The sequence below is a fragment of the Rhodococcus sp. BS-15 genome (assembly GCF_000813105.1).
Classification (GTDB): Bacteria; Actinomycetota; Actinomycetes; order Mycobacteriales; family Mycobacteriaceae; genus Rhodococcoides.
In genome coordinates, this window is sequence record NZ_BAOX01000019.1 from 17,696 (window position 1) to 36,629 (window position 18,934).

Genomic DNA, 18,934 nt, shown 5'->3' on the forward strand with positions numbered 1-18,934 from the left:
GACATCCGATGACCACCAGGACCTCACTACGCCCCCGCCGAGGACTGCACCCCACGTTCGTACTGCACGACGTCCGCCGACAGATCACTCCACAGAATCTCGTCTTCACCGTCGCGCTTCCCGCCGTGCTCTACCTCGCCCTGTTCCGCGTCGTCGAGCCCCGCGCGGGGGCGAGCCTGCCGCACGGCAACTTTCAAGCCTGGATGATGATCGGCATCGCCGTCTACGGCGCGTCCATCGGCACCATCTCGCGGGCCGCGGGAATCTCGAACGAGAAGGCCAACGGCTGGCTGCGGACAATTCGCCTGTCGCCCTTGGGCGCCGGCGGCTACGTCGCATCGCGCATTATCGCGTGCCAGGTGTACGCAGCCATTCCGGTCATCGTCGTCGGGATCCTCGGCGCACTCACCGGGGCCCGAGCCGACGCAACCGTCTGGATCACCGGTCTTGTCGTGGCCTGGCTCGGGTCGGCCATCTTCTCCGCGCTAGGTCTTGTCCTGGGGATGCTCCTCCCACCCGAGGTGGTCACCCACGTTCCCGGCGTCGTCATGACCGGACTTGCCTTCCTGGGCAACATCTTCATCCCGCTCTCGGGCGGCATGCTCGCCGTCGCACAGGTGACTCCCCTGTACGGCGTCGCGACACTCGCCCGCTACGCACTGACCGACGGCTACAACCTCGACGGATCCCACGCCTCACTGGCAGGTGCCCTCATCAACGTCGCAGCCTGGTTCGCCGGATTCTCCTTCGCCGCCGTCCGACGATTCGCTGGGGCAACCGGCCGCCAATGACATACAGGTCACGGTTGCCCAGCGCGTAGGCGTCGTTCATAGTGTGGGTTCCTCACCGGAGAAAGTGACGCAGTGACAACGCAGACGACCGATGCCCGACGCGACGAGCGGTTCCCCAGCTCGTTGGTCGCGTTCATTGCAAGTTGGTTCGTCGTCGCGTTGTTCACGTTCATCGCTCTCACCACCGTGTTCGACCATCGGGAGATCATCGGGTTCGGTCTTGCCACACTGTCGGCAGCGATCGTCGTTTTCGTCGCGGTGGTCATGATCCTGGCGCAGCGGATGTTCGTTTACGGACGCGTCGATCCTCGACTGGCCGCCGCGGCCTGGACTGCGATTCCGTTGGGCATGGTCGTGGTCCCGATCTCCGAGGTGTGGGAGATGTGCGCGATGTCGGTGGCGATTTCGTCGACGCTGGTGCGAGGGCGCTGGGCGCCAGCGGTCGTCGGCGGGGTATTCGTTATCGCGACGGTCGTCACCGTCGACGTGGACCGGGCTGAACCCCTACAAGCATTCATCATCACGCTGTTCACCCTCGGCGTGACCATCGTGCTGATCGCACTCACCGAACTTGCGCGCGCACTCGACGCACTGCATGCATCACGTGAACAAGTTGCCAGACTGCTCGTCGACGCTGAGCGCCATAGGATTTCACGGGATCTGCACGATGTCATCGGCCGAACTCTGGTGACCGCGCAGCTACGCAACCAGGCCGCATTGCAGATGTTCGAGAATCAGCCGGAGATGGCGCGCGAGCAGCTCGGGCACGTGCACGACGTTCTCAACAGTGGTCAGGCCGATCTCAGGAGGATTACCAGCGGACCCATTCTGGATGACTTTGCGTCGGAGCTGGCAGCCGTCGAAGCGATGTGTGCCCGGCTGGGCATCGACTGCTTCACCTCGGTGGAGGCCCCGCCTAGCAGCGACGTGGACCGCGTCTTCGCCGCGGTCGTACGTGAATCGTCCACCAACATGCTCAAGCATGCTCACCCGCGCAGGTGCACCGTTCGAGTCACCGCCGAGAAGGACTGCGACGTCTTCGATTTCACCAACGACGGCGTCACCCGTGAGGAGACCGACGCAGGTACGGGAACCGGGATCGCTGCACTGACCCGCCAGGTCGAGGACGTCGGAGGCAGACTCACAGCCGGCAAGACGGCATCGGGTACCGAGTTTCGAGTCGTGGCCACCATCCCGAGGGCAAAGGCAGACGTATGACGATTACCGTGTTGCTTGCCGAGGACGTCGCTCTACTGGCCGAAGCCTTCGAGGTGTTGTTGTCCACCGACCCGGACATCGAGGTGGTCGGACGAGTGTCGCGTGGAGACGAAGTATGCGATGCCGTAGATCGCTTGCGGCCGGACCTCGTCCTGATGGACATCGACATGCCCGGGATGACAGGCATCCAGCCACGGCCGCCCTTCGAGCAATGAATGATCGCACCCCCGTACTGCTACTGACCGCGCTCCCCGGCAGCGGACATGTGCACGACGCCTTGGCCGCTGGAGCGAATGGGTATCTCCTCAAGAGCACGGACGCGGTGCACCTCTTTGCCGGCATCAAGGCGGTGATCTCGAAACACACCGTCATCGATCCGGCCCTGGCTGCGGAGGCGTTGCGGGCGGGACCGAATCCATTGAAAGAGCGCGAACTCGATGTGTTGAGGCTCGTCGACCAGGGCCTGTCGACCAAACAGATCGGCGAACGGCTGTTTCTGAGTCCCGGAACCGTGCGCAACTACCTCTCGAGTGCCATCACCAAGCTCGGCTCCAACAGCCGACTGGAGGCCATCCGCACCGCACGCGAAAACGGGTGGTTGTAGAAGGAAGTAAGGGACGACGTCCGCTGCAAACGCCTCTCGGCGAGTGGTCGCTCGAAGCGACAAATGGGGTGAGGCCCGGGGCTTGCCAAGCGAACGCCGTCGAAAGAGTCCAACGAGGCAAGTCCGCCGACTATTCCCACCCACCGTCAGCTGTGTTCGGTGATCATCACCGCCATGGTGTTCGGCTCCATCGCTTCGAAGATGTGTGGCACATCGCCGGGGTAGGCCACGTAGTCGCCCGCGGCCAGTTCGACGGCCTCACCCATCGGCCCCACCATGGCCCGTCCCGCGCTGAGCACCACATGTTCGACGACTCCCGGCGAGTGCGGGTCCGAGCGCCTCGGTTCGCCGACGTCCGCGCTGATCAGATAGATGTCCCGTCGAGCGTTCGGTGGAGACGACGCCAGCAGCGTCGCCGTGTAGTCCGCCCTGTACGACGCGAATCTCGGCCCCTCCCCCGCACGGATCAGGCGGACCGACTGCTTCGCGGGCTCGACCAGCCTGGAGAACGGCACGTCCAAGGTGACGCTGAGTGCCCAGAGAGTCTCGAGGCTCGGATTTCCGGTACCCGATTCCAGTTGCGACAGAGTCGATTTGGCGATGCCGGCTCGGCGAGCCACTTCGGCGAGAGACAGGCCGACGCGTCGTCGCTCCTGCTGGAGAGCAGCCGCGATGGCCGCTATCGGTGGACCGGTATCCGCCATTCGTTCACTCCATCGGTACGTTCGTTTGATTTGACGAACAGCCTAACAGGGTCCACTATAACGACCATGCGTTCGACATGGCGAACCCTGCAGGGGGTCAACATCCGCGACATCGCGTTGGCCTGCCTGGCCGACGCCCTGGTCGGGGCATCGTTCGGTGCCATCTCGGTGGCCGCAGGCCTGCCCCTGTGGCTGCCGGTCGTGATGTCACTGGTGGTCTTCGCGGGCTCCTCCCAGTTCATCTTCGTCGGCATTCTGGCGGCCGGCGGAAATCCCGTTGCCGCTGTGGCCAGCGCGTTGCTCGCCAACATTCGACTGGTTCCGCTCGGCTTCTCCATAGGCGAGGTGTTTCGGAACGTCTCACCACTGAAGCGGCTACTCGGAACTCACCTCATCACCGACGAGGCAGTGGCCTTCAGCGTTGCCGAAAGGGACGAGGACAGCCGTCGAACAGCGTTCTGGCTGTGCGGGATCGGACTGTTCGTCACCTGGAACATCGGCGTCGTGATCGGCACGCTCGGCGGCGGTGCAATCACCGATACCGCTGCACTCGGTCTCGATGCCGCATTCCCGGCGATCCTGTTGGGATTGATCATGCCTGCGCTCCGAGACCGGGCCACCCGCAACGCAGCCCTCGTCGGCGCGTGCATTGCGCTCGTCGCGTCGATGTTCCTGCCCAGTGGACTACCCGTGCTTCTGGCACTGGTCGCCGTCGTACCGGCCATGCTCTCCAATGCTTCTGTCGCACAGAAGGAATCCGCATGAACCTCACGATTCCCCTGCTCGCGTTGATCATCGGCACCTACGCGCTCCGCATGGTCGGCCCGGCACTACGAACCCGAGTCACCATCTCACCTCGCATCGACAAGGTGATGAACACCGCCGTCGCCGTCATCTTCGTGGCACTGGTCGCCACCTCGACCCTCCTCGTGGGCAAAGACTTCGCTGGATTCGCCTTGCCCGCCGGCGTAGCTGTTGCCGCTGTACTCGCCTGGCGACGAGCGCCGTTCGTCGTCATCGTTCTCGCCGCAGCTGCCACTACTGCGGGACTTCGATGGGTCGGCCTCAGCTGAGTCTGCAAGACTGGTTGGTGTCCGAGTCCCCTGTCCAGTCCGTCGACCGCGCGATCGAGGTGCTCGAATACCTTGCCGACCACGGTGAATCCGGCGTGCAGGACGTTGCGGCGCACCTCGAGGTACACAAGTCCACGGCGTTTCGCCTGCTCAGCGCACTGGAATTCCGCAGACTCGTCGAACAACCCGGCGAGCGCGGCAAATACCGCCTCGGCATCGGCCTGATCCGCCTCGCCACGTCCGTGTCCGCTCAACTCGACATCACCCGCATCGCCCGACCGATCCTGCAGGAACTCGCCGACACCATCGGCGAGACCGTCAACATCGCTGTCCCCGACGGCAACGTCACCGTCAATATCGATCAGGTCCGCGGCGGCTCGTCGATCATCAGTCACAACTGGCTCGGTGAGAGGTCTGCTCTGCATGCGACGTCGAGCGGGAAAGCACTGATGGCGTACGACGACTCGCTCCTGAAGGCCGGCGTCGACGGTCATCTCGAACTGTTCACCGCGAACACCATCACCACCAAGGCCGACCTGCTCGACGAGATCGAGACCATCCGTGTCACCGGAATCGCCTATGCGCGCGAGGAGTTGGAGATCGGACTGAACGCGACAGCGGCCACCATCCTCAGCTACGACGGTTCAGCGGTGGGAGCGATCACCGTCTCGGGCCCCGCCTATCGACTGGACGAGGACCGCCTCACGGCGGCGGGGGTATCCGTTCTCGCTGCTGCGCAGCGCGTCTCGACGCTATTTGGTTGGTCCGGCCACGCGTGATCCGACCCAGTCGTGGAACGCCCTGATGTGATGCTCGGCAGGCACCAGCACGCCGCCGTCGCGATACATCCGTGACGACATCGCCGGCTGGCACCGCTCGCACGCCTCGAAGTCCTGCTCGTTGACGCGATGGAACAGCTCCACCGACTTGTCCATCGTCGCCGCACTGTGGGGATCTGCCACCACCGCAGGGGCATAGAGCCAATCGCACTCGACAACCGTGCGATCGACGGACATCGGGAACATCCGGTGGATGATGACGTGATCGGGAACCAGGTTGACGAACACCGTCGGCCTGATCGTGATCGCGTAGTACCGACGATCCCGATCCTCTCCCACTCCATGGAGGGCGTCGAATCCGTGGGAGCCGTCGACGGTGAAGCCGGCTATGTCGCTGCCGAATTCGGCACCGTGACCCACGTACGTCTGCGCTGCCATGCCGTCGGCGAACTCGGGTAGCACCTCGGTGAGTTCGGGGTGAATCGACGCGCAGTGATAGCACTCCATGAAATTCTCGACGATGAGCTTCCAGTTGGCCTTGACGTCGTAGACGATCCGACGCCCCAGGGCAAGTGATTCCATGTCGTACGAATCGATGGCACCCACACCTCCGAGCCGTTCGCGAACATCGCCCTGCACCGTGTCCTCGAACGATGGAGCCTCGTCGGCCACGCACACCCAGACGTACCCGAGCCATTCCCGGACGTGCACCTTCCGGAGCCCGTACTCCACACGATCGATCATCGGCATGTCGATCAGGTTCGGAGCTGCGATCAGCTTGCCGTCGAGATCGTACGTCCATGCGTGATAGGGACATTGAAAGTTTCGACGCACCGTGCCCGACGGCTCGGTGCACAGTGTCGCGCCGCGGTGTCGGCAGATGTTGAAGAACGCGGTCACACCGCCCTTCCGATTGCGGCTCACCAGGATCGACTCACGACCGACCTGAACCGTGCGGAACTTTCCGGGTTCTCCGATGTCATCCGATCTGATCGCACAGAACCACATCTTCTCGAAGATCTGCTCCTGCTCGCGGACGAAATATGCGGGATCGACGTAGGTTTCGCCGCCCAACGTCGGAAGCAGAGTGGGCTGGAGTTCGGGATCGACCATCGTCATGCCGACACCGCGCATCTCGCCGGGTCGAACAGCGCAATGGGGTGGTTCGTCGCACCGTCGATCGCAAGGTCGGCCAGAACTTCTCCGATGACGGGCACGAACTTGAAGCCGTGGCCCGAAAAGCCGCACGCCACGGTGACATTGGCGTGGTCCGGATGCTTCGCCAGAACGAAGTGCTCGTCCGGAGTCGTGGTGTACATGCAGGTCTTCGCGTCCTGATGTGGCCCGGACAGCGCCGGGAACGTGGTGACGATGCGCTGTTGCAGTCGAGCGATCTCCTCGGGATGCACTGTGCGATCGATGGTGTCGGGGTCGCACGGTGTTCCAGCACGGAAGAACGAGATCTTCACGCCGCCGCCCTCCCCGTCGATGGCCGGAAACCCGTAGATCTGATCCGGCCCGTCCCCGCAGATGTACACGGGGTGGTGCGAGCTGTCGAAGGCCGCTTCGCCCGACTCCGGGGTGATCCAGTGCATCACCTGCCGTTCGACAACCATCGGTACGCCGATCTCGGCCAACAGCTTCGGTGCCCACGCTCCCGGTGAAATGACCAGTGCTCCAGCGGTGTACGTGCCGGCCACTGTGGTCACGGTCACCGAGGAGTCGGTGGATTCCCAACCGAGCACCTTCTCGTCGTAGCGCAGTTCGGCACCGGCAGCCTCGGCGAGATCGAGGTGTGCGGCGACCGTCGCCTCGGGTCGAGCGATGCCCGCCTTCTCCTCGAAGAGGGCGAACTCGTCGGGCTGCAGCCGGACAGTCGGGAAGCGCCGCTGCGCCTCGGCCGGGTCGAGTACGTCGTGCTTGAGGCCCCATTTCTCCGAGGCCCGCAGACTGCCGCCGAACGTGAGCCCATCCGGCCTTCCCACGTAGAGGCCACCGGTTTCGGTGAACACGTCCCGCCCACTGTCCGAGGCGAGGTCGTGCCACAGCTCGTACGCGCGCAGCAGCAGCGGTACGTAGGCCGGGTCCTCGAAGTACGACTGCCGATAGATGCGGGAGCCACCGTGACTCGATCCCAGCGCATGCGCGGGTCCGAACTGGTCGATACCCAGCACTCGCTGCCCGCGCCGGGCGAGGTGACAGGCGGCGGCACTTCCCATGCCGCCGATACCGAGGACGATCACGTCGTAGGTCATATCTCTCCTAGGTCGTTCCTGCGGGCTCCACTCCCGATATCTCTCCTGGGTCGTTCCTGCCGGCTCCACTCCCGTCTCAGCATCTGATCTTGTTCATGTCGGGATCCACCAGCGGTTCGGCCATCACCGTCGCGGGCAGTAGGTCTCGGAAGTACTGCACAGCAACGTGATCACCGGGTTGCACCCCTGCCGGTAGCCAGGCGTAGGCCACCGTCCTGCCGATCGTGTAGCCGTACGCGGCACTGGTCACGTACCCGACCACTGTCCCGTCCCGCAGCACCGGCTCCTTGCCCATCACCACATGTGACGGATCGTCCAACGTCAGGCAGGTCAGCACCGGTCCGGCGCCGCCTTCCTGCAACGCATCGGCTCCGACGAAGTCGCCCTTCGCTTTTCGCACCGCGAAGCCGAGCCCCGCCTGATACGGATCGTGTTCGGTGGTCATATCGGTTCCCCACGACCGGTAACCCTTCTCCAGTCGGAGGCTGTTGAACGCACTGCGCCCCGCTGCGACCACGCCATGCGCCTGCCCGGCGTCCCACAGGGTGTCCCACAGGCGCAGTGCGGTATCGGCATCCGTGTACAGCTCCCAGCCGAGCTCGCCCACGTACGACAGTCGCAGCGCCAAGACGTCGACCCCGCCGACGTGAATGGTCCTGCCGTTGAAGTACTTCAGACCGGTATGCGAGATGTCGGCCGAGGTGAGCGGAGCCAGCACCTCCCGTGCCGACGGTCCCCACAGCCCGATACAGGCGGTGGCACCGGTGATGTCGCGAATGTACACATCACGGCCGGAGTGGCGCAGCATCCAGTCTTCGTCGAGCGGACCGTTCACCCCCACTTGGAACCGATCCTCGGCCACCCGCGCGACGGTCACGTCGCTGCGCACACCGCCGGTCGCGTCGAGCATCAGTGCGTAGGTGACGGCTCCGACCTTCTTGTCGAGTTGGTTGGTCGTCAACTTCTGCAGTAGCGCGAGCGCACCGGGTCCGCCGACCTCGAGGCGTCGTAGCGGCGTCATGTCGTACATCGCCACCGCCTCGCGGGTGCGCCAGGCCTCTACCGCGCTGATCGGTGACCAGAATTTCGCCGACCACGGCTCTCGCTTGGGTGCCTGCCACTGTTCCGGAAGTTGTTCGAGCAGAGCGCTGTTGGACTCGTACCAGTGCGGCCGCTCCCAGCCCGCACCGTCGAGGAACATCGCGCCGAGCTCCTGCTGGCGGCGTAGAACGGGCTCACTCGCAGCGGCCGCGGTTCCACTTTCGGCTGCAGTGGATGGATGATGTCGTACACCTCGACGAAGTTCTGGGCACTGGTGCGCGCCACGTTCGACGGCACCAGGTCGGTCTTCTCGAATCGGTACAGGTCGCACTCGTGCATGTCGATCTCGCTGTGCCCGGTGATCATCTGCTCGGCAAGCGATTTCGCCACACCGGCAGAATGCGTCACCCAGATCGCCTCGGAGACCCACAGCCCCTGCACTTCTCGTGATTCACCGACGATCGGTGCGCCGTCCGGGGTGAAGGAGAAGATGCCGTTGAACGCGTGCTGGACTTTCGTTTCTCCGAGAGTGGGAATGAGCTCGGTGCTGCGCTGCCAGGCGTCGGCGAAATCGGTCTCGGTGAACGGCATCGACGACGGCATGCTCTGCGCGGTCACGTTCTCACTGGAACCGAGTTCGCGGGAATCGACGGGCATGGGACGGTGGTGATACGAGCCGATCCCCAGGTGATCGCTGTGTTCACGGTAGTAGAGCCGCTCGTCCTGATGACGCAGAATGGGCAGAATCGCTTCGGTACCTGCTCGACGCGATGGCAGGTCCAACTCGGTCGTGTGCGCGTACTGATGCGCCAGCGGCTGTAGCGGCACCGCCATCCCGAGCAGCTCGCCCAGCTCCGGTCCCCAGAATCCGGCGCAGCAGACGACGATGTCGGCCTCGAACGTGTGCTCGCCCGCCCGCACGGCTGTGACTCGGCCGTTGCTCTGGTCGATCGACGTGACGTCCATTCCGCCGATGAAACGCGCACCCCGCGCGGTGGCCAGCTCGGCCTGCGTCGCGCTGGCCTTCACGGCCTTGGCCAGTCCGTCGTCGGGGGTGTGCAGTCCGGCGAGTATTCGTCCGCGGTCGAGCAGGGGGTAGAGCTCGAGGCATCGTTCGGCGTCCACCACCTCCGACGGCAGGCCCCAGGAAGTGGCGAAGCCGTGGCGTCGATGCAGCTCGTCGACGCGCTCGGGCGTCGTCGCCACCTCGAGACCGCCGACGTCGAGAAAGCAGTCGAGGCTCTTGAACTTGGCAGCCGTGTAGGCCGCGAATCGCGACATCGATCGGGAGGAGTTGGTGGCGAACACCAGGCCGGGCGCATGCGAGGTGGAACCGCCGGTGAGCGGTAGCGGGCCCTTGTCCAGGACTGTGACGTCGGTCCAGCCGCGTGCGGTGAGTTCGTCGGCGAGGCTGCAGCCGACGATTCCGGCACCGACGATCACAACCCTCGGGATGCTCGAGGACATGACACGCTCCTAGGGGGTGTACGTCGAGTTGATTTAGTTGCACAATACGAACTGCACTTCGTATAGCGCAACAGATTCACACGATCGAAACTCGAGCGTTCCACCGCCGCAACGGGGTGATCTCACGCTGGGTACAACACGAGCACTGCACACCCTCAGGTCCCCGGAGGCCCGACCATGACCGCAACGTTCTCCACCCGTGTCCTGCTCGACGTCGGTCGCGCCGAGGATCTCCCCGACGGCGAGGCCCTGCGCATCACCCCGGCCGGAGCACCGCCGATCGCGATCTTCAACGTCGAGGGTGAGTTCTTCGCCATCGACGACACCTGCACCCACCAGGACGCCTCACTGTCCGAAGGCTGGGTGGAGAACTGCGCCGTCGAATGCCCGCTCCACACAGCATGTTTCGACCTTCGCACCGGAGCGGCACTGGGCGCACCCGCCAAGATCCCCGTACGCACGCACGCCGTACACGTCGAGGACGGGGTAATCCGCATCGCGGTCACCCCGTGAAGTCGGTGACCGTGGTCGGAGCCTCGCTCGCGGGAGTGGCCACGGCGCGGGCACTGCGCGATCAGGGTTTCGACGGCCGAATCACGATGATCGGCGACGAAGTGCACCTGCCGTACGACCGGCCGCCACTGTCGAAGAGTTTTCTTCTCGGTGACGAATCCGCACTGCCACTCGACATCGACGGCCTCGATGTCGAGTGGCGTCTGGGTTGCGCGGCGACCAGCCTGTCGGGGACCACGGTCTCGACCGTATCCGGGGACATCAGTGCCGATGCGGTGGTGATCGCAACCGGCGCTGCGGCCTGCCGCCTCCCCGACACCGTCGGGATCGACGGAATTCATGTGCTCCGCAACCTGGACGATGCGCGTGCGCTGCGGTCTTCGCTGTCGTCGGGAGTTCGGGTCACGGTGGTCGGAGCGGGGTTCATCGGCAGCGAAGTCGCCTCCACGGCAGTGGGACTGGGCGCTTCGGTGACGGTTGTCGAGGCCTCGAAGACTCCGCTTGCCCGCGTGTTCGGTAGTGAGCTCGGCTCACTCATCGCCGGGTGGCATCGGAGCGCCGGTGCGGCACTACTGACCGGAGTATCGGTGGCCGGGTTCGTCGTCGAGGCGGGCCGGGTGCGTGCGGTGGAGTTGGCGGACGGTTCGATGATCGAGTCCGACGTGGTCGTCCTCGGCGTCGGTTCTACGCCGAACGTCGGATGGCTCGACGGATCCGGTTTGGACATTCACGGCGGAGTGGTGACCGATCAGCGGGGGATCACCGCGAACCCGGCCGTCGTCGCCGTCGGTGACTGCGCAGCAGTGCGAGATGCCGCCGGAGTGATTCGGCGCGACGAACACTGGACCTCCGCCGCCACCCGACCTGCCGTCACCGTCGAGGCACTACTGACCGGTGGGTCCAAGGAGTTCACCGGGCTGCCGTACGTGTGGTCGGACCAATACGCCGCACGAATCCAATTCGCCGGACATCACGGACCCGACTGCACCGCCGACATCGTCGAGGGCGACCCCGCCACCGGCCCCTTCGTCGCACTCTACCGACGCAATGACCGCCCGGTCGCCGTGCTCGCAGTCTCCTCGCCGCGATCCTTCGGCAAATGGCGTCGCCAGGTGGTCGATACCTCCGACCTGGTGACCTGAGCGTCCACTATTTCCCTCCGCCCACGGAATCCCGTTTCTCGAGCAAAATTGTGGGCAGTGACGGCAGTAGGTCGATCCATTCCCTGAACCGACAACCCCGCCGAATTCCCCAACCCCGCAACTCTCCAAACCCCGCCGCCACTCACCCGCTCCCCAAGTCCACTCGATGTGACATTGACCCCCGAAAAGGCCACCGAATGTCACATTGAGTACCCACCAACGGGAACAATGGTGACGGAACACGGGAATCGATTGTCGACTTTGGGAGCAGCAATGACCGCGCTGGATGCAGTACGACGACGTTGGCCGAAGACGATGCCGTTGCAGCCGCTGCCGTCGGAATCGTGGGCCAAGCAGGAGCCCACCTGGAAGGGTGCGAATCCGCAGGTCATCGAGTCTGCTCTGAAGCGTGCGAAGACGCGGACCTCCGGCAATTGGTTTGTGTTCGCTGCCAGTCGCGACGTGAAGGCCGACAAGCCGTTCGGTCGTTACGTGGGTACCACTGAACTCGTTGCCTGGCGTGACTCTGCAGGCAAGGTCCACATCGGGCCGGGTGCGTGCCCGCATCTCGGTGCAGCGTTGGACACCGCTAAGATCGAGTGCGACACGTTGGTCTGCCGCTGGCACGGTCTTTCGCTCGGACCGAAGGGCAAGCCCGGTTGGCGTCCGGTTCCCGCATTCGACGACGGCGTTCTGGTGTGGGTACGGCTCGACGAGCTCGGCGGTGAGGAGCCGACGCCCGTCCCGGTGGTCCCGATCCGTCCGCCTGCCTCGACTGCCATCGCCGGTGTGGTCACTCTCGTCGGGAAGTGCGAGCCCGACGACATCATCGCCAATCGACTCGATCCCTGGCACGGTGCGTGGTTCCACCCGTACTCGTTCGCTCGGCTGAAGGTGGTCAGCGCGCCGACCGAAATCGATGTACCCGAGGAAGACGATCGCTTTCTGGTCGATGTGACCTTCCGCGTCAGTCGCGGCATCGGAGTTCCGGTGCGGGCCGAGTTCGTCTGCCCCGGTCCCCGCACCATCGTGATGCGCATCCTCGACGGTGAAGGAGCGGGAAGTGTCGTCGAAACGCATGCGACGCCTCTGGCCCCCGCAGCCGACGGCACACCGCGTACCGCCGTCATCGAAGCCACGATCGCGAGTTCGGATCGTCCGGGATTTCAGATGGCACGTAAAGCATCCGGTCTCCTGCGTCCGGCGATGAATTTCACCGCGGCACGGTTGTGGAAGGACGATCTCGACTACGCCGAGCGACGCTACGAGCTGCGTTCGCAGGGCCGGGCCTGATCTACCTTCGACGAACTCGGCGAGTTGTGCGATGACGGTGCCCCAACCGTCCTGGAAGCCGTACTCCTCGTGCATCTTTCGGTCCTCTTCGTTGCGGTGCATCACATGGGCGTGGTACTCGGTTCCGTCGGGGTGGTCGGAGAGGGTGATCGCCGCGGTCATGAACAGCTGCGGCGCCGGCCGCCACCCTTCGACGAGGGAGTTGGTGAACACGATGCGCTCACCGTCGTCGACGGCCAGGAAGCAGCCGTCGATGTGCGGCCCGAAGTCGCTACCTGATTCGCTGATCGAGGTTCGGAAGGCTCCGCCGGGTCGCGGGTCCCAACCGTCCACGCGACACAGCGCAGGCGCGGGAATCCACCATTTCTCGAACTTCGACGGGTCGATCCACGCACTCCACACTGCTGCGCGTGGAGCCTTGATCACGCGGGAAATGGTCAAGTCCAGGGAAGGATCGATCGGTGTCATTGCGCTTCACTTTCTTTCGAGGTGTCGGTGACGAACTGCTCGAGGCGATCGGTCCGGGATTCCCAGACCGCCCGCTGTTCCTGCAGCCAGTGGCCGGCCGCATCGAGGTTGGATCGCTCGATCGTGCACGCACGTACGCGGCCGACCTTGCGCGTGCGTATCCAGCCACTGCGCTCGAGCAGATGAATGTGTTTCATGAACGACGGCAGAGTCATGTCGAACGGTTCGGCAAGTTCGCCCACAGTGGCCGGTCCGGATCCCAACCGGCTCAACACTGCCCGCCGGGTCGGATCGGCCAGTGCCTGAAAGACATCGTCGAGAACGGTCGAATACTGAGCCATAAGGCACACTATCGCTCGATCAATACTTAGCGCAAGGGCTAAGTATGTGAGCGAGCTGCTGCGATCACGACCCCTACTGCGGCACAGCACTATTGGACCTTAAAAAATTTCTGAGAACCTCCGAGAAACCCCTTGGCACTCTCAGGGTCAGAGTGCTAATTTTTGTCCTGCACAGTTGAGGAGCGACTCGCCACAGGGGTGAGCGCATCTGGGTACAGGAGGTGGTTGCTGTGCTTCGTTTCGATCCGTTCCGTGATGTCGATTCCCTCACCTCGGCAATGCTGGGTGCCTCTTCCGGTTCGGACCGCGCCCCGCGATTCATGCCGATGGACCTCTACAAGGTCGACGACCACTACGTCCTCAGTGCCGACCTACCCGGCATCGACCCCGGATCGATCGATGTCGACGTCGACCGCGGCACGTTGACGCTCACCGCTCATCGATCCGCTCCGGAAAGCACTGGTGTGCAGTGGATTACCTCGGAGCGATTCGCCGGCACCTTCCGTCGCCAGGTCTCTCTCGGTGACGGCGTCGATACCCAGCGCATCTCCGCGGCGTACGACAACGGCGTTCTGTCCATCACCATTCCCCTCGCCGAACGCGCGAAACCACGCAAGATCGACATCGCACACACCGAGCAGAAGTCCATCGAACACGAGTCGACCTGACCCGAAACGGACACCCGAACAGATCACGAAAACCATTGGGGTGATGCACTATGCCATCCGAGGCGGTGGTGTGGACGGAATCGACCTACCGTGAGCAGTGGTGGCGCACGGTGGTGGGCGTCGAGACGAGCATGAAGGAATGCTCGACGGCGGACGTGCTCGATCAGTGTCGAGCCGAGCCTCTCGACGACGATCTCTACCCGCACACACAGCACGCAGCCTGACGAGAAGGGCCGGTACCGAACACTCGGTGCCGGCCCTCCGTCATCGGAACCTCTACAGAGACAACGAGAAGAACGTGCTCGACGGATCCAGCACGTAGTCCCCGAACGGCGGACACTCGACGAATCCGTGGCGCGCGTACAGCCTGTGAGCCGCAGCGAAGTAGTCCTGAGTTCCCGTTTCCAGGCTCACCCTCGCAATGCCACGTCGACGCGCATCGCCGAGAGCGTGACCGAGCAAGCGCGACGCCACACCGCGGCCCCGCGCCGCCTCTGTGGTCCGCATCGACTTCAGCTCGGCATGATCAGGTGAGAGCTCCTTCAGCGCAGCGATTCCCAGCAGTACCTGTGCCTCCCAGGCCGTCCACACACTGACGTCCGGCCCGCGCAGGCCCGACAGATCGAGGGCATGCACACTCTCGGCAGGCGAGGTGGCGTGCATGTCCGCGAGATGCTCGGTGAGCAGCGCATGCACTTGCGGACGCGACAGATCGTCGAACTCGATCCGCATGCCGGAACTCACCTGTTCATGAGCCTCTCGATGGCGTCGAACATCTTGAATCGTCCACTGGTCGGCACTGTTTCGATGTCGTGACCGGTGATACCCCAGCTCGCCAACAGCGTGTTCGCCGCCTGCAGTCCGGTGGTGGCCGCGCGTTCCATCAACGCCACCGGCAGATCGATCCGGATGCCGTCGCCCGCGAGAACCAGTGCAGGTTCGGGGGTACGGACGGTCGGACGCTCGGCGAACGCGCCGAGGCCGAACATGGGGCAGTCGTCGCGCCACTCGGATCGCTGCGCTATCACCTCTGCATCAGCGGTTTCCGGATAGATCTCGTGCATCCGGTCCATCAGCTGCTGGCGGGTGACCTCCTCGGATTCCTCGGCGGCGTAGGCGTGCAGCTCGACGACGGAGCCGCCGGTGCGGGCAGCCCACTGCGCGGCCTCGTCCTCGAATCGTTCGAGCACGCTGATGTTGTCGATCGGGGGCATGCCACCGGTGCCGATGAAGGCGGGACGGTCGGCGTTGACTGCCTTGCTCAACCAGACGCGGTGCACCAGGAACGGCGGTGTGTTCTGCAGCGCAGCAACCTGTTTGCGCCAATCGGGCGTCCCGAGCTCAGGCGACTGCTCGAGCACTCGCTGCAATCCGGCGATGTCGGTCGCGAGGACCACCGCGTCGGCGTCGATGATGCCGCCTGCATCGACGCGGAACTTTCGCAATCCACCGCGGCTGATCTCGCCGCACGGAGTGGAGGTTCTGATGTCGACTCCGAGTCCGGTGAGGTACTCCCCCAGCGGGTCCCACAGCGCCTGCGGATACGGGTCACGTGGAACGTCGAAGATCAGGCCCTCGGAGGATCCGAGGAAGTAGATGTGGAACATCATGGCCAGCTCGGCGGCAGACATCTTCTCGGGATCGGCGAAGAAGCTTCGGGAGAACACTCCGAACGCCAGGTGTCGTGCGGCCTCGGGAAAGTTGATGTTGCGCAAAAACTCTGCGGCCGGAGTGGTGTCCAGCTCGTCGAAGGTCTTCGGCACACTCACCGTCATCAACGGCAGTGCCGCAATACCGTTGAGGTCGGTGAGGTCCTTCCACCGGAACGTCGGACTACGCTTGACGAACGCGAAGGCGTTCAGTGGCGGCGTTTCGGGCAGGCCCTTGAATCCGTCGATCCGGCCGTCGCCGTCGATCAGTGGGTAGTCGTCCACCGGACGCAGCCGAGCCAACTCGGGATCGGTGCGGCGGAGCAGGTTTCGCAGGTTGTAGTACTGCCGGAAGAACGCGTGGAAGCCGCGGCTCATGGTGGCGGGTGAGCCGTCCTCGAGCGTCGTGTCCCATCCGCCGACGCGGCCGCCGAGGTAGCTCTCGCGTTCGACCACGTGCACTTTCACTCCGCGCTCGGCCAGTGCGGTCGCAGCACTCAGACCCGCGATACCACCGCCGACCACCACCACGTGCGGCACGTCCGCCAGCTGTGTGGCGTCGCAATACCCTTGCGTCGCAGCATGGGTGACCTTTTTGGAGTCGGTCAACGCTCTTCCTCCGTGGGACGAGAGCCGAGGAACGTGTGCACCACATCGTTCTGCCAACCGGTCATGGTCTCTCTGGCGACACCGGTGTAGCCGGCTCGCTGCATCCGCCGCATGAAGGCCGAGGCACCGTCGAAGGTCACGACGCTGCGCCACAGATGCCGGTACAGAGTGGCGTCGCGTGTCGCCAGCCAGCCGAGCGGAATGATGATGCCCCAGCTCACCACGTTCCAGGAGATCCTGGCCCGGAGCGAATCGTGCACCGAGTACTCGTGGAACGCGATGGTCGAGCCCGGGCGCAGCAGTGACAGAAGCGATTTCAGCTCCGTATCGGGATCGTCGACGTTCCTGATGAGATACGCGGCGAGTATCGCGTCGAACGGACCGTCCACCCCGTTCATCGCCAGCTCCTCGACGCGTGAGTGCACGAACGTCACGTTCGACGGCCAGTCCTTGCTCCGCGCGACCTCGAGCATCTCGGCCGACGCGTCGGCGGCGACGATCTCCGCATGCGGCGCTGCTTCGAGCAGCGCTGCAGTGGATGCGCCGGTGCCGCAACCGATGTCGAGCAGACGCAGGCCGGCACCCAGGTTCGGGATCCGCAGCCGCTTGGCCGACTTGAGCAGGTGGTCGTGATAACCGGGGTTCGCTCCGACGAGTCGGTCGTACGCCTTCGCGCCGACATCGAATGCCCCGGGAACTTCGTTGCGCGGCAGTCCGCTCTTACCGACCTTCACAGTGCCTCTTCCTTGCTGACGCGGGCCGAGGGCCCACCCTGGACCGATACGACATCACCGTGCTGCAACTGCCGTCCGCGCCGCACGTCCACATCCCCGTTGACACTGACCAAACCGTCGGCGATCACGCCCTTCGCCTCCGCACCGGATTCGATGAGGTTGGCGAGCTTGAGGAACTGACCCAATCTGATCGATTCGTCGCGGATGGGGACATCGTGTGCGTCGGACATGTCTCCATCCTGTACTAGCAAGCCGTTCGCTGCTACCAACCGGTCACATCGACGAACGGAACCGGCGCAAGCGCAGGCTGTTGCTCACCACGAACACCGAGGACAGCGCCATCGCGGCACCGGCGAGCATCGGGTTGAGCAGGCCCGCAGCGGCCAGCGGCACAGCAGCGACGTTGTAGGCGAAGGCCCAGAACAGGTTGCCCTTGATGGTGCTCAGCGTGCGTCGCGAGAGCCTGATGGCCTCGCCCACGGCCCGCAGATCACCGCGCACCAACGTCAGGTCGCTCGCCTCGATCGCCACATCGGTGCCCGTACCCATCGCAAGCCCCAGATCGGCCGTGGCCAGCGCGGCCGCGTCGTTGATCCCGTCACCGACCATCGCCACGACCTTGCCCGATGCCTGCAGTTCGGTGACGGCATCGACTTTGCCCGTCGGCAGGACACCGGCGATGACCTGGTCGATTCCCACCTCGGTGGCGATCGTGCGCGCGGCGGCCTCGTTGTCGCCGGTCAGCATGACGGGCGTCAGGCCGAGAGCTCGGAGTTCCGCGACGGCTTGCTTCGACGTCGGCTTGACCGAGTCGGAGACCACCAGCACTCCACGAGCCCTGCCGTCCCAGCCGAGCGCGACTGCGGTGCGTCCCTGATGCTCGGCGGTCTCGAAGGCATCGACAAGCTCCGACGGCAGCGGCATCGACCAGTCGGCCAACAGCGAGCGCCGCCCGATGACCGCGGCTCGACCGTCCACGACACCCTGCACCCCGAGTCCGTCGAGGCTGGTGAATTCCTCGACGGTCATGGATTGGGTCGAACCCGCGATGGCGCGGGCGATGGGGTGCTCCGAACCCGATTCCAACGCTGCCGCCACGGCACGGACCACGTCCTCGTCCTCGCCGTCGGCCACGTGGACCGACTGCAGCGTCATCTCCCCGGTGGTGACGGTTCCGGTCTTGTCGAGTACGACGGTGTCGACGCGGCGCGTGGATTCGAGGATTTCCGGGCCTTTGATCAAGATGCCGAGTTGCGCGGCCCGTCCGGTGCCGACCATCAATGCAGTCGGTGTGGCCAGTCCGAGCGCGCACGGGCACGCGATGATCAGCACCGCGACCGCAGCGGTGAACGCACCGGCTGCGGAACTGCCTGCACCGAGCCAGAATCCGAGCGTCGCGACCGAGATCGCGATGACGATCGGCACGAAGATCCCGGAGATACGATCGGCCAAGCGCTGCGCCTGCGCCTTGCCGGTCTGCGCGTCCTCGACGGCCTTCGCCATCTGCGCGAGCTGAGTATCGGCACCGATTCGCTGTGCCCGCACGGTGATTCGGCCACCCACGTTCAGCGTCGCACCGACCACG

General features: G+C 64.5%; 21 protein-coding genes and 2 pseudogenes. 12 read left to right on the plus strand and 11 right to left on the minus strand.

The window, feature by feature from the left end:
- Positions 1-8 precede the first annotated feature (8 nt).
- The 4 genes from RHBS_RS04485 (at position 9) to RHBS_RS29660 (ending at position 2,613) form a co-directional block, all read left to right on the plus strand.
- Positions 9-791, plus strand: coding sequence for an ABC transporter permease (locus RHBS_RS04485; protein WP_121871713.1), 783 nt, complete (start codon positions 9-11; stop codon positions 789-791).
- Between the two features lie 72 nt (positions 792-863).
- Positions 864-2,009 (plus strand): sensor histidine kinase, encoded by a 1,146-nt coding sequence (locus tag RHBS_RS04490; protein WP_121871712.1) that lies wholly within the window; start codon positions 864-866, stop codon positions 2,007-2,009.
- Entirely contained in the window at positions 2,006-2,224 is a 219-nt protein-coding gene (locus RHBS_RS29655) for a response regulator transcription factor (protein WP_236745347.1), read from the plus strand. The genes RHBS_RS04490 and RHBS_RS29655 overlap by 4 nt, the downstream gene beginning before the upstream one ends.
- Entirely contained in the window at positions 2,221-2,613 is a 393-nt protein-coding gene (locus RHBS_RS29660; protein ID WP_236745348.1) for a response regulator transcription factor, read from the plus strand. The genes RHBS_RS29655 and RHBS_RS29660 overlap by 4 nt, the downstream gene beginning before the upstream one ends.
- Before the next feature lie 146 nt (positions 2,614-2,759).
- Here the strand turns inward: RHBS_RS29660 and RHBS_RS04500 are convergent, their stop codons facing one another.
- Complete coding sequence (locus RHBS_RS04500; RefSeq protein WP_121871710.1) at positions 2,760-3,317, minus strand: helix-turn-helix domain-containing protein; 558 nt, start codon at positions 3,315-3,317, stop codon at positions 2,760-2,762.
- A gap of 66 nt (positions 3,318-3,383) precedes the next feature.
- Here RHBS_RS04500 and RHBS_RS04505 point away from each other — a divergent pair, with 66 nt between their 5' ends.
- From RHBS_RS04505 to RHBS_RS04515, 3 genes are read left to right on the plus strand one after another with little or no spacing between them, the layout of a single operon-like run.
- Positions 3,384-4,082: an AzlC family ABC transporter permease gene (locus tag RHBS_RS04505; protein ID WP_121871709.1), complete on the plus strand. Its 699-nt coding sequence runs from the start codon at positions 3,384-3,386 to the stop codon at positions 4,080-4,082.
- Complete coding sequence (locus tag RHBS_RS04510) at positions 4,079-4,390, plus strand: AzlD domain-containing protein (RefSeq protein WP_121871708.1); 312 nt, start codon at positions 4,079-4,081, stop codon at positions 4,388-4,390. Before RHBS_RS04505 ends, RHBS_RS04510 begins: the two co-directional genes overlap by 4 nt.
- A 17-nt stretch (positions 4,391-4,407) precedes the next feature.
- Positions 4,408-5,169, plus strand: coding sequence for an IclR family transcriptional regulator (locus RHBS_RS04515; RefSeq protein WP_121872843.1), 762 nt, complete (start codon positions 4,408-4,410; stop codon positions 5,167-5,169).
- Here RHBS_RS04515 and RHBS_RS04520 read toward each other — a convergent pair.
- From RHBS_RS04520 to RHBS_RS04530, 3 genes and pseudogenes are all read right to left on the minus strand, one after another.
- A complete protein-coding gene (locus RHBS_RS04520) occupies positions 5,143-6,288 on the minus strand; it encodes an aromatic ring-hydroxylating dioxygenase subunit alpha (RefSeq protein WP_121872842.1) in 1,146 nt (381 codons plus the stop codon). The two genes, RHBS_RS04515 and RHBS_RS04520, sit on opposite strands and share 27 nt — an antisense overlap.
- Positions 6,285-7,424 (minus strand): N-methyl-L-tryptophan oxidase, encoded by a 1,140-nt coding sequence (gene solA / locus RHBS_RS04525; RefSeq protein WP_121871707.1) that lies wholly within the window; start codon positions 7,422-7,424, stop codon positions 6,285-6,287. Before solA ends, RHBS_RS04520 begins: the two co-directional genes overlap by 4 nt.
- Before the next feature lie 76 nt (positions 7,425-7,500).
- Positions 7,501-9,932: pseudogene (locus RHBS_RS04530) on the minus strand (FAD-dependent oxidoreductase).
- Between the two features lie 177 nt (positions 9,933-10,109).
- Between RHBS_RS04530 and RHBS_RS04535 the strand changes: the two are divergent.
- The 3 genes from RHBS_RS04535 to RHBS_RS04545 all read left to right on the plus strand — a co-directional run bounded on the left by RHBS_RS04535 (position 10,110) and on the right by RHBS_RS04545 (position 12,880).
- On the plus strand, positions 10,110-10,445 hold the full coding sequence (locus tag RHBS_RS04535) for a bifunctional 3-phenylpropionate/cinnamic acid dioxygenase ferredoxin subunit (protein WP_183130329.1): 336 nt from the start codon (positions 10,110-10,112) through the stop codon (positions 10,443-10,445).
- Positions 10,442-11,587 carry an NAD(P)/FAD-dependent oxidoreductase gene (locus tag RHBS_RS04540; protein WP_183130328.1) on the plus strand — a complete coding sequence of 382 codons (1,146 nt, stop codon included), beginning with the start codon at positions 10,442-10,444 and terminating at the stop codon, positions 11,585-11,587. The genes RHBS_RS04535 and RHBS_RS04540 overlap by 4 nt, the downstream gene beginning before the upstream one ends.
- 273 nt (positions 11,588-11,860) lie before the next feature.
- Positions 11,861-12,880, plus strand: coding sequence for a DUF5914 domain-containing protein (locus RHBS_RS04545; protein ID WP_187298366.1), 1,020 nt, complete (start codon positions 11,861-11,863; stop codon positions 12,878-12,880).
- Between the two features lie 6 nt (positions 12,881-12,886).
- Here RHBS_RS04545 and RHBS_RS04550 read toward each other — a convergent pair.
- Both RHBS_RS04550 and RHBS_RS04555 read right to left on the minus strand, forming a co-directional pair.
- A pseudogene (locus RHBS_RS04550) lies at positions 12,887-13,348 on the minus strand (SRPBCC family protein); the annotation flags it as partial.
- Positions 13,345-13,689 (minus strand): helix-turn-helix transcriptional regulator, encoded by a 345-nt coding sequence (locus tag RHBS_RS04555; protein WP_121871704.1) that lies wholly within the window; start codon positions 13,687-13,689, stop codon positions 13,345-13,347. The gene RHBS_RS04555 and the pseudogene RHBS_RS04550, both read right to left, overlap by 4 nt.
- Before the next feature lie 230 nt (positions 13,690-13,919).
- On the opposite strand from RHBS_RS04555, the gene RHBS_RS04560 reads away from it, so the two are divergent.
- Both RHBS_RS04560 and RHBS_RS28735 read left to right on the plus strand, forming a co-directional pair.
- Positions 13,920-14,357, plus strand: a complete 438-nt coding sequence (locus tag RHBS_RS04560; RefSeq protein ID WP_121872839.1) for an Hsp20/alpha crystallin family protein — start codon at positions 13,920-13,922, stop codon at positions 14,355-14,357.
- A gap of 50 nt (positions 14,358-14,407) precedes the next feature.
- A complete protein-coding gene (locus RHBS_RS28735; RefSeq protein WP_183130327.1) occupies positions 14,408-14,581 on the plus strand; it encodes a hypothetical protein in 174 nt (57 codons plus the stop codon).
- 52 nt (positions 14,582-14,633) lie between these two features.
- Here RHBS_RS28735 and RHBS_RS04565 read toward each other — a convergent pair whose 3' ends face one another.
- From RHBS_RS04565 to RHBS_RS04585, 5 genes are all read right to left on the minus strand, one after another.
- On the minus strand, positions 14,634-15,089 hold the full coding sequence (locus RHBS_RS04565; RefSeq protein WP_128644943.1) for a GNAT family N-acetyltransferase: 456 nt from the start codon (positions 15,087-15,089) through the stop codon (positions 14,634-14,636).
- A gap of 8 nt (positions 15,090-15,097) precedes the next feature.
- Positions 15,098-16,615 carry an NAD(P)/FAD-dependent oxidoreductase gene (locus RHBS_RS04570; RefSeq protein ID WP_128644939.1) on the minus strand — a complete coding sequence of 506 codons (1,518 nt, stop codon included), beginning with the start codon at positions 16,613-16,615 and terminating at the stop codon, positions 15,098-15,100.
- Positions 16,612-17,349, minus strand: a complete 738-nt coding sequence (locus tag RHBS_RS04575) for a class I SAM-dependent methyltransferase (RefSeq protein WP_128644940.1) — start codon at positions 17,347-17,349, stop codon at positions 16,612-16,614. Before RHBS_RS04575 ends, RHBS_RS04570 begins: the two co-directional genes overlap by 4 nt.
- Positions 17,346-17,579 (minus strand): RNA-binding S4 domain-containing protein, encoded by a 234-nt coding sequence (locus RHBS_RS04580; protein WP_032397061.1) that lies wholly within the window; start codon positions 17,577-17,579, stop codon positions 17,346-17,348. Before RHBS_RS04580 ends, RHBS_RS04575 begins: the two co-directional genes overlap by 4 nt.
- Positions 17,580-17,622: 43 nt before the next feature.
- On the minus strand, positions 17,623-18,934 hold a 1,312-nt coding region (locus RHBS_RS04585), incomplete at its 5' end, for a heavy metal translocating P-type ATPase (protein ID WP_128644941.1).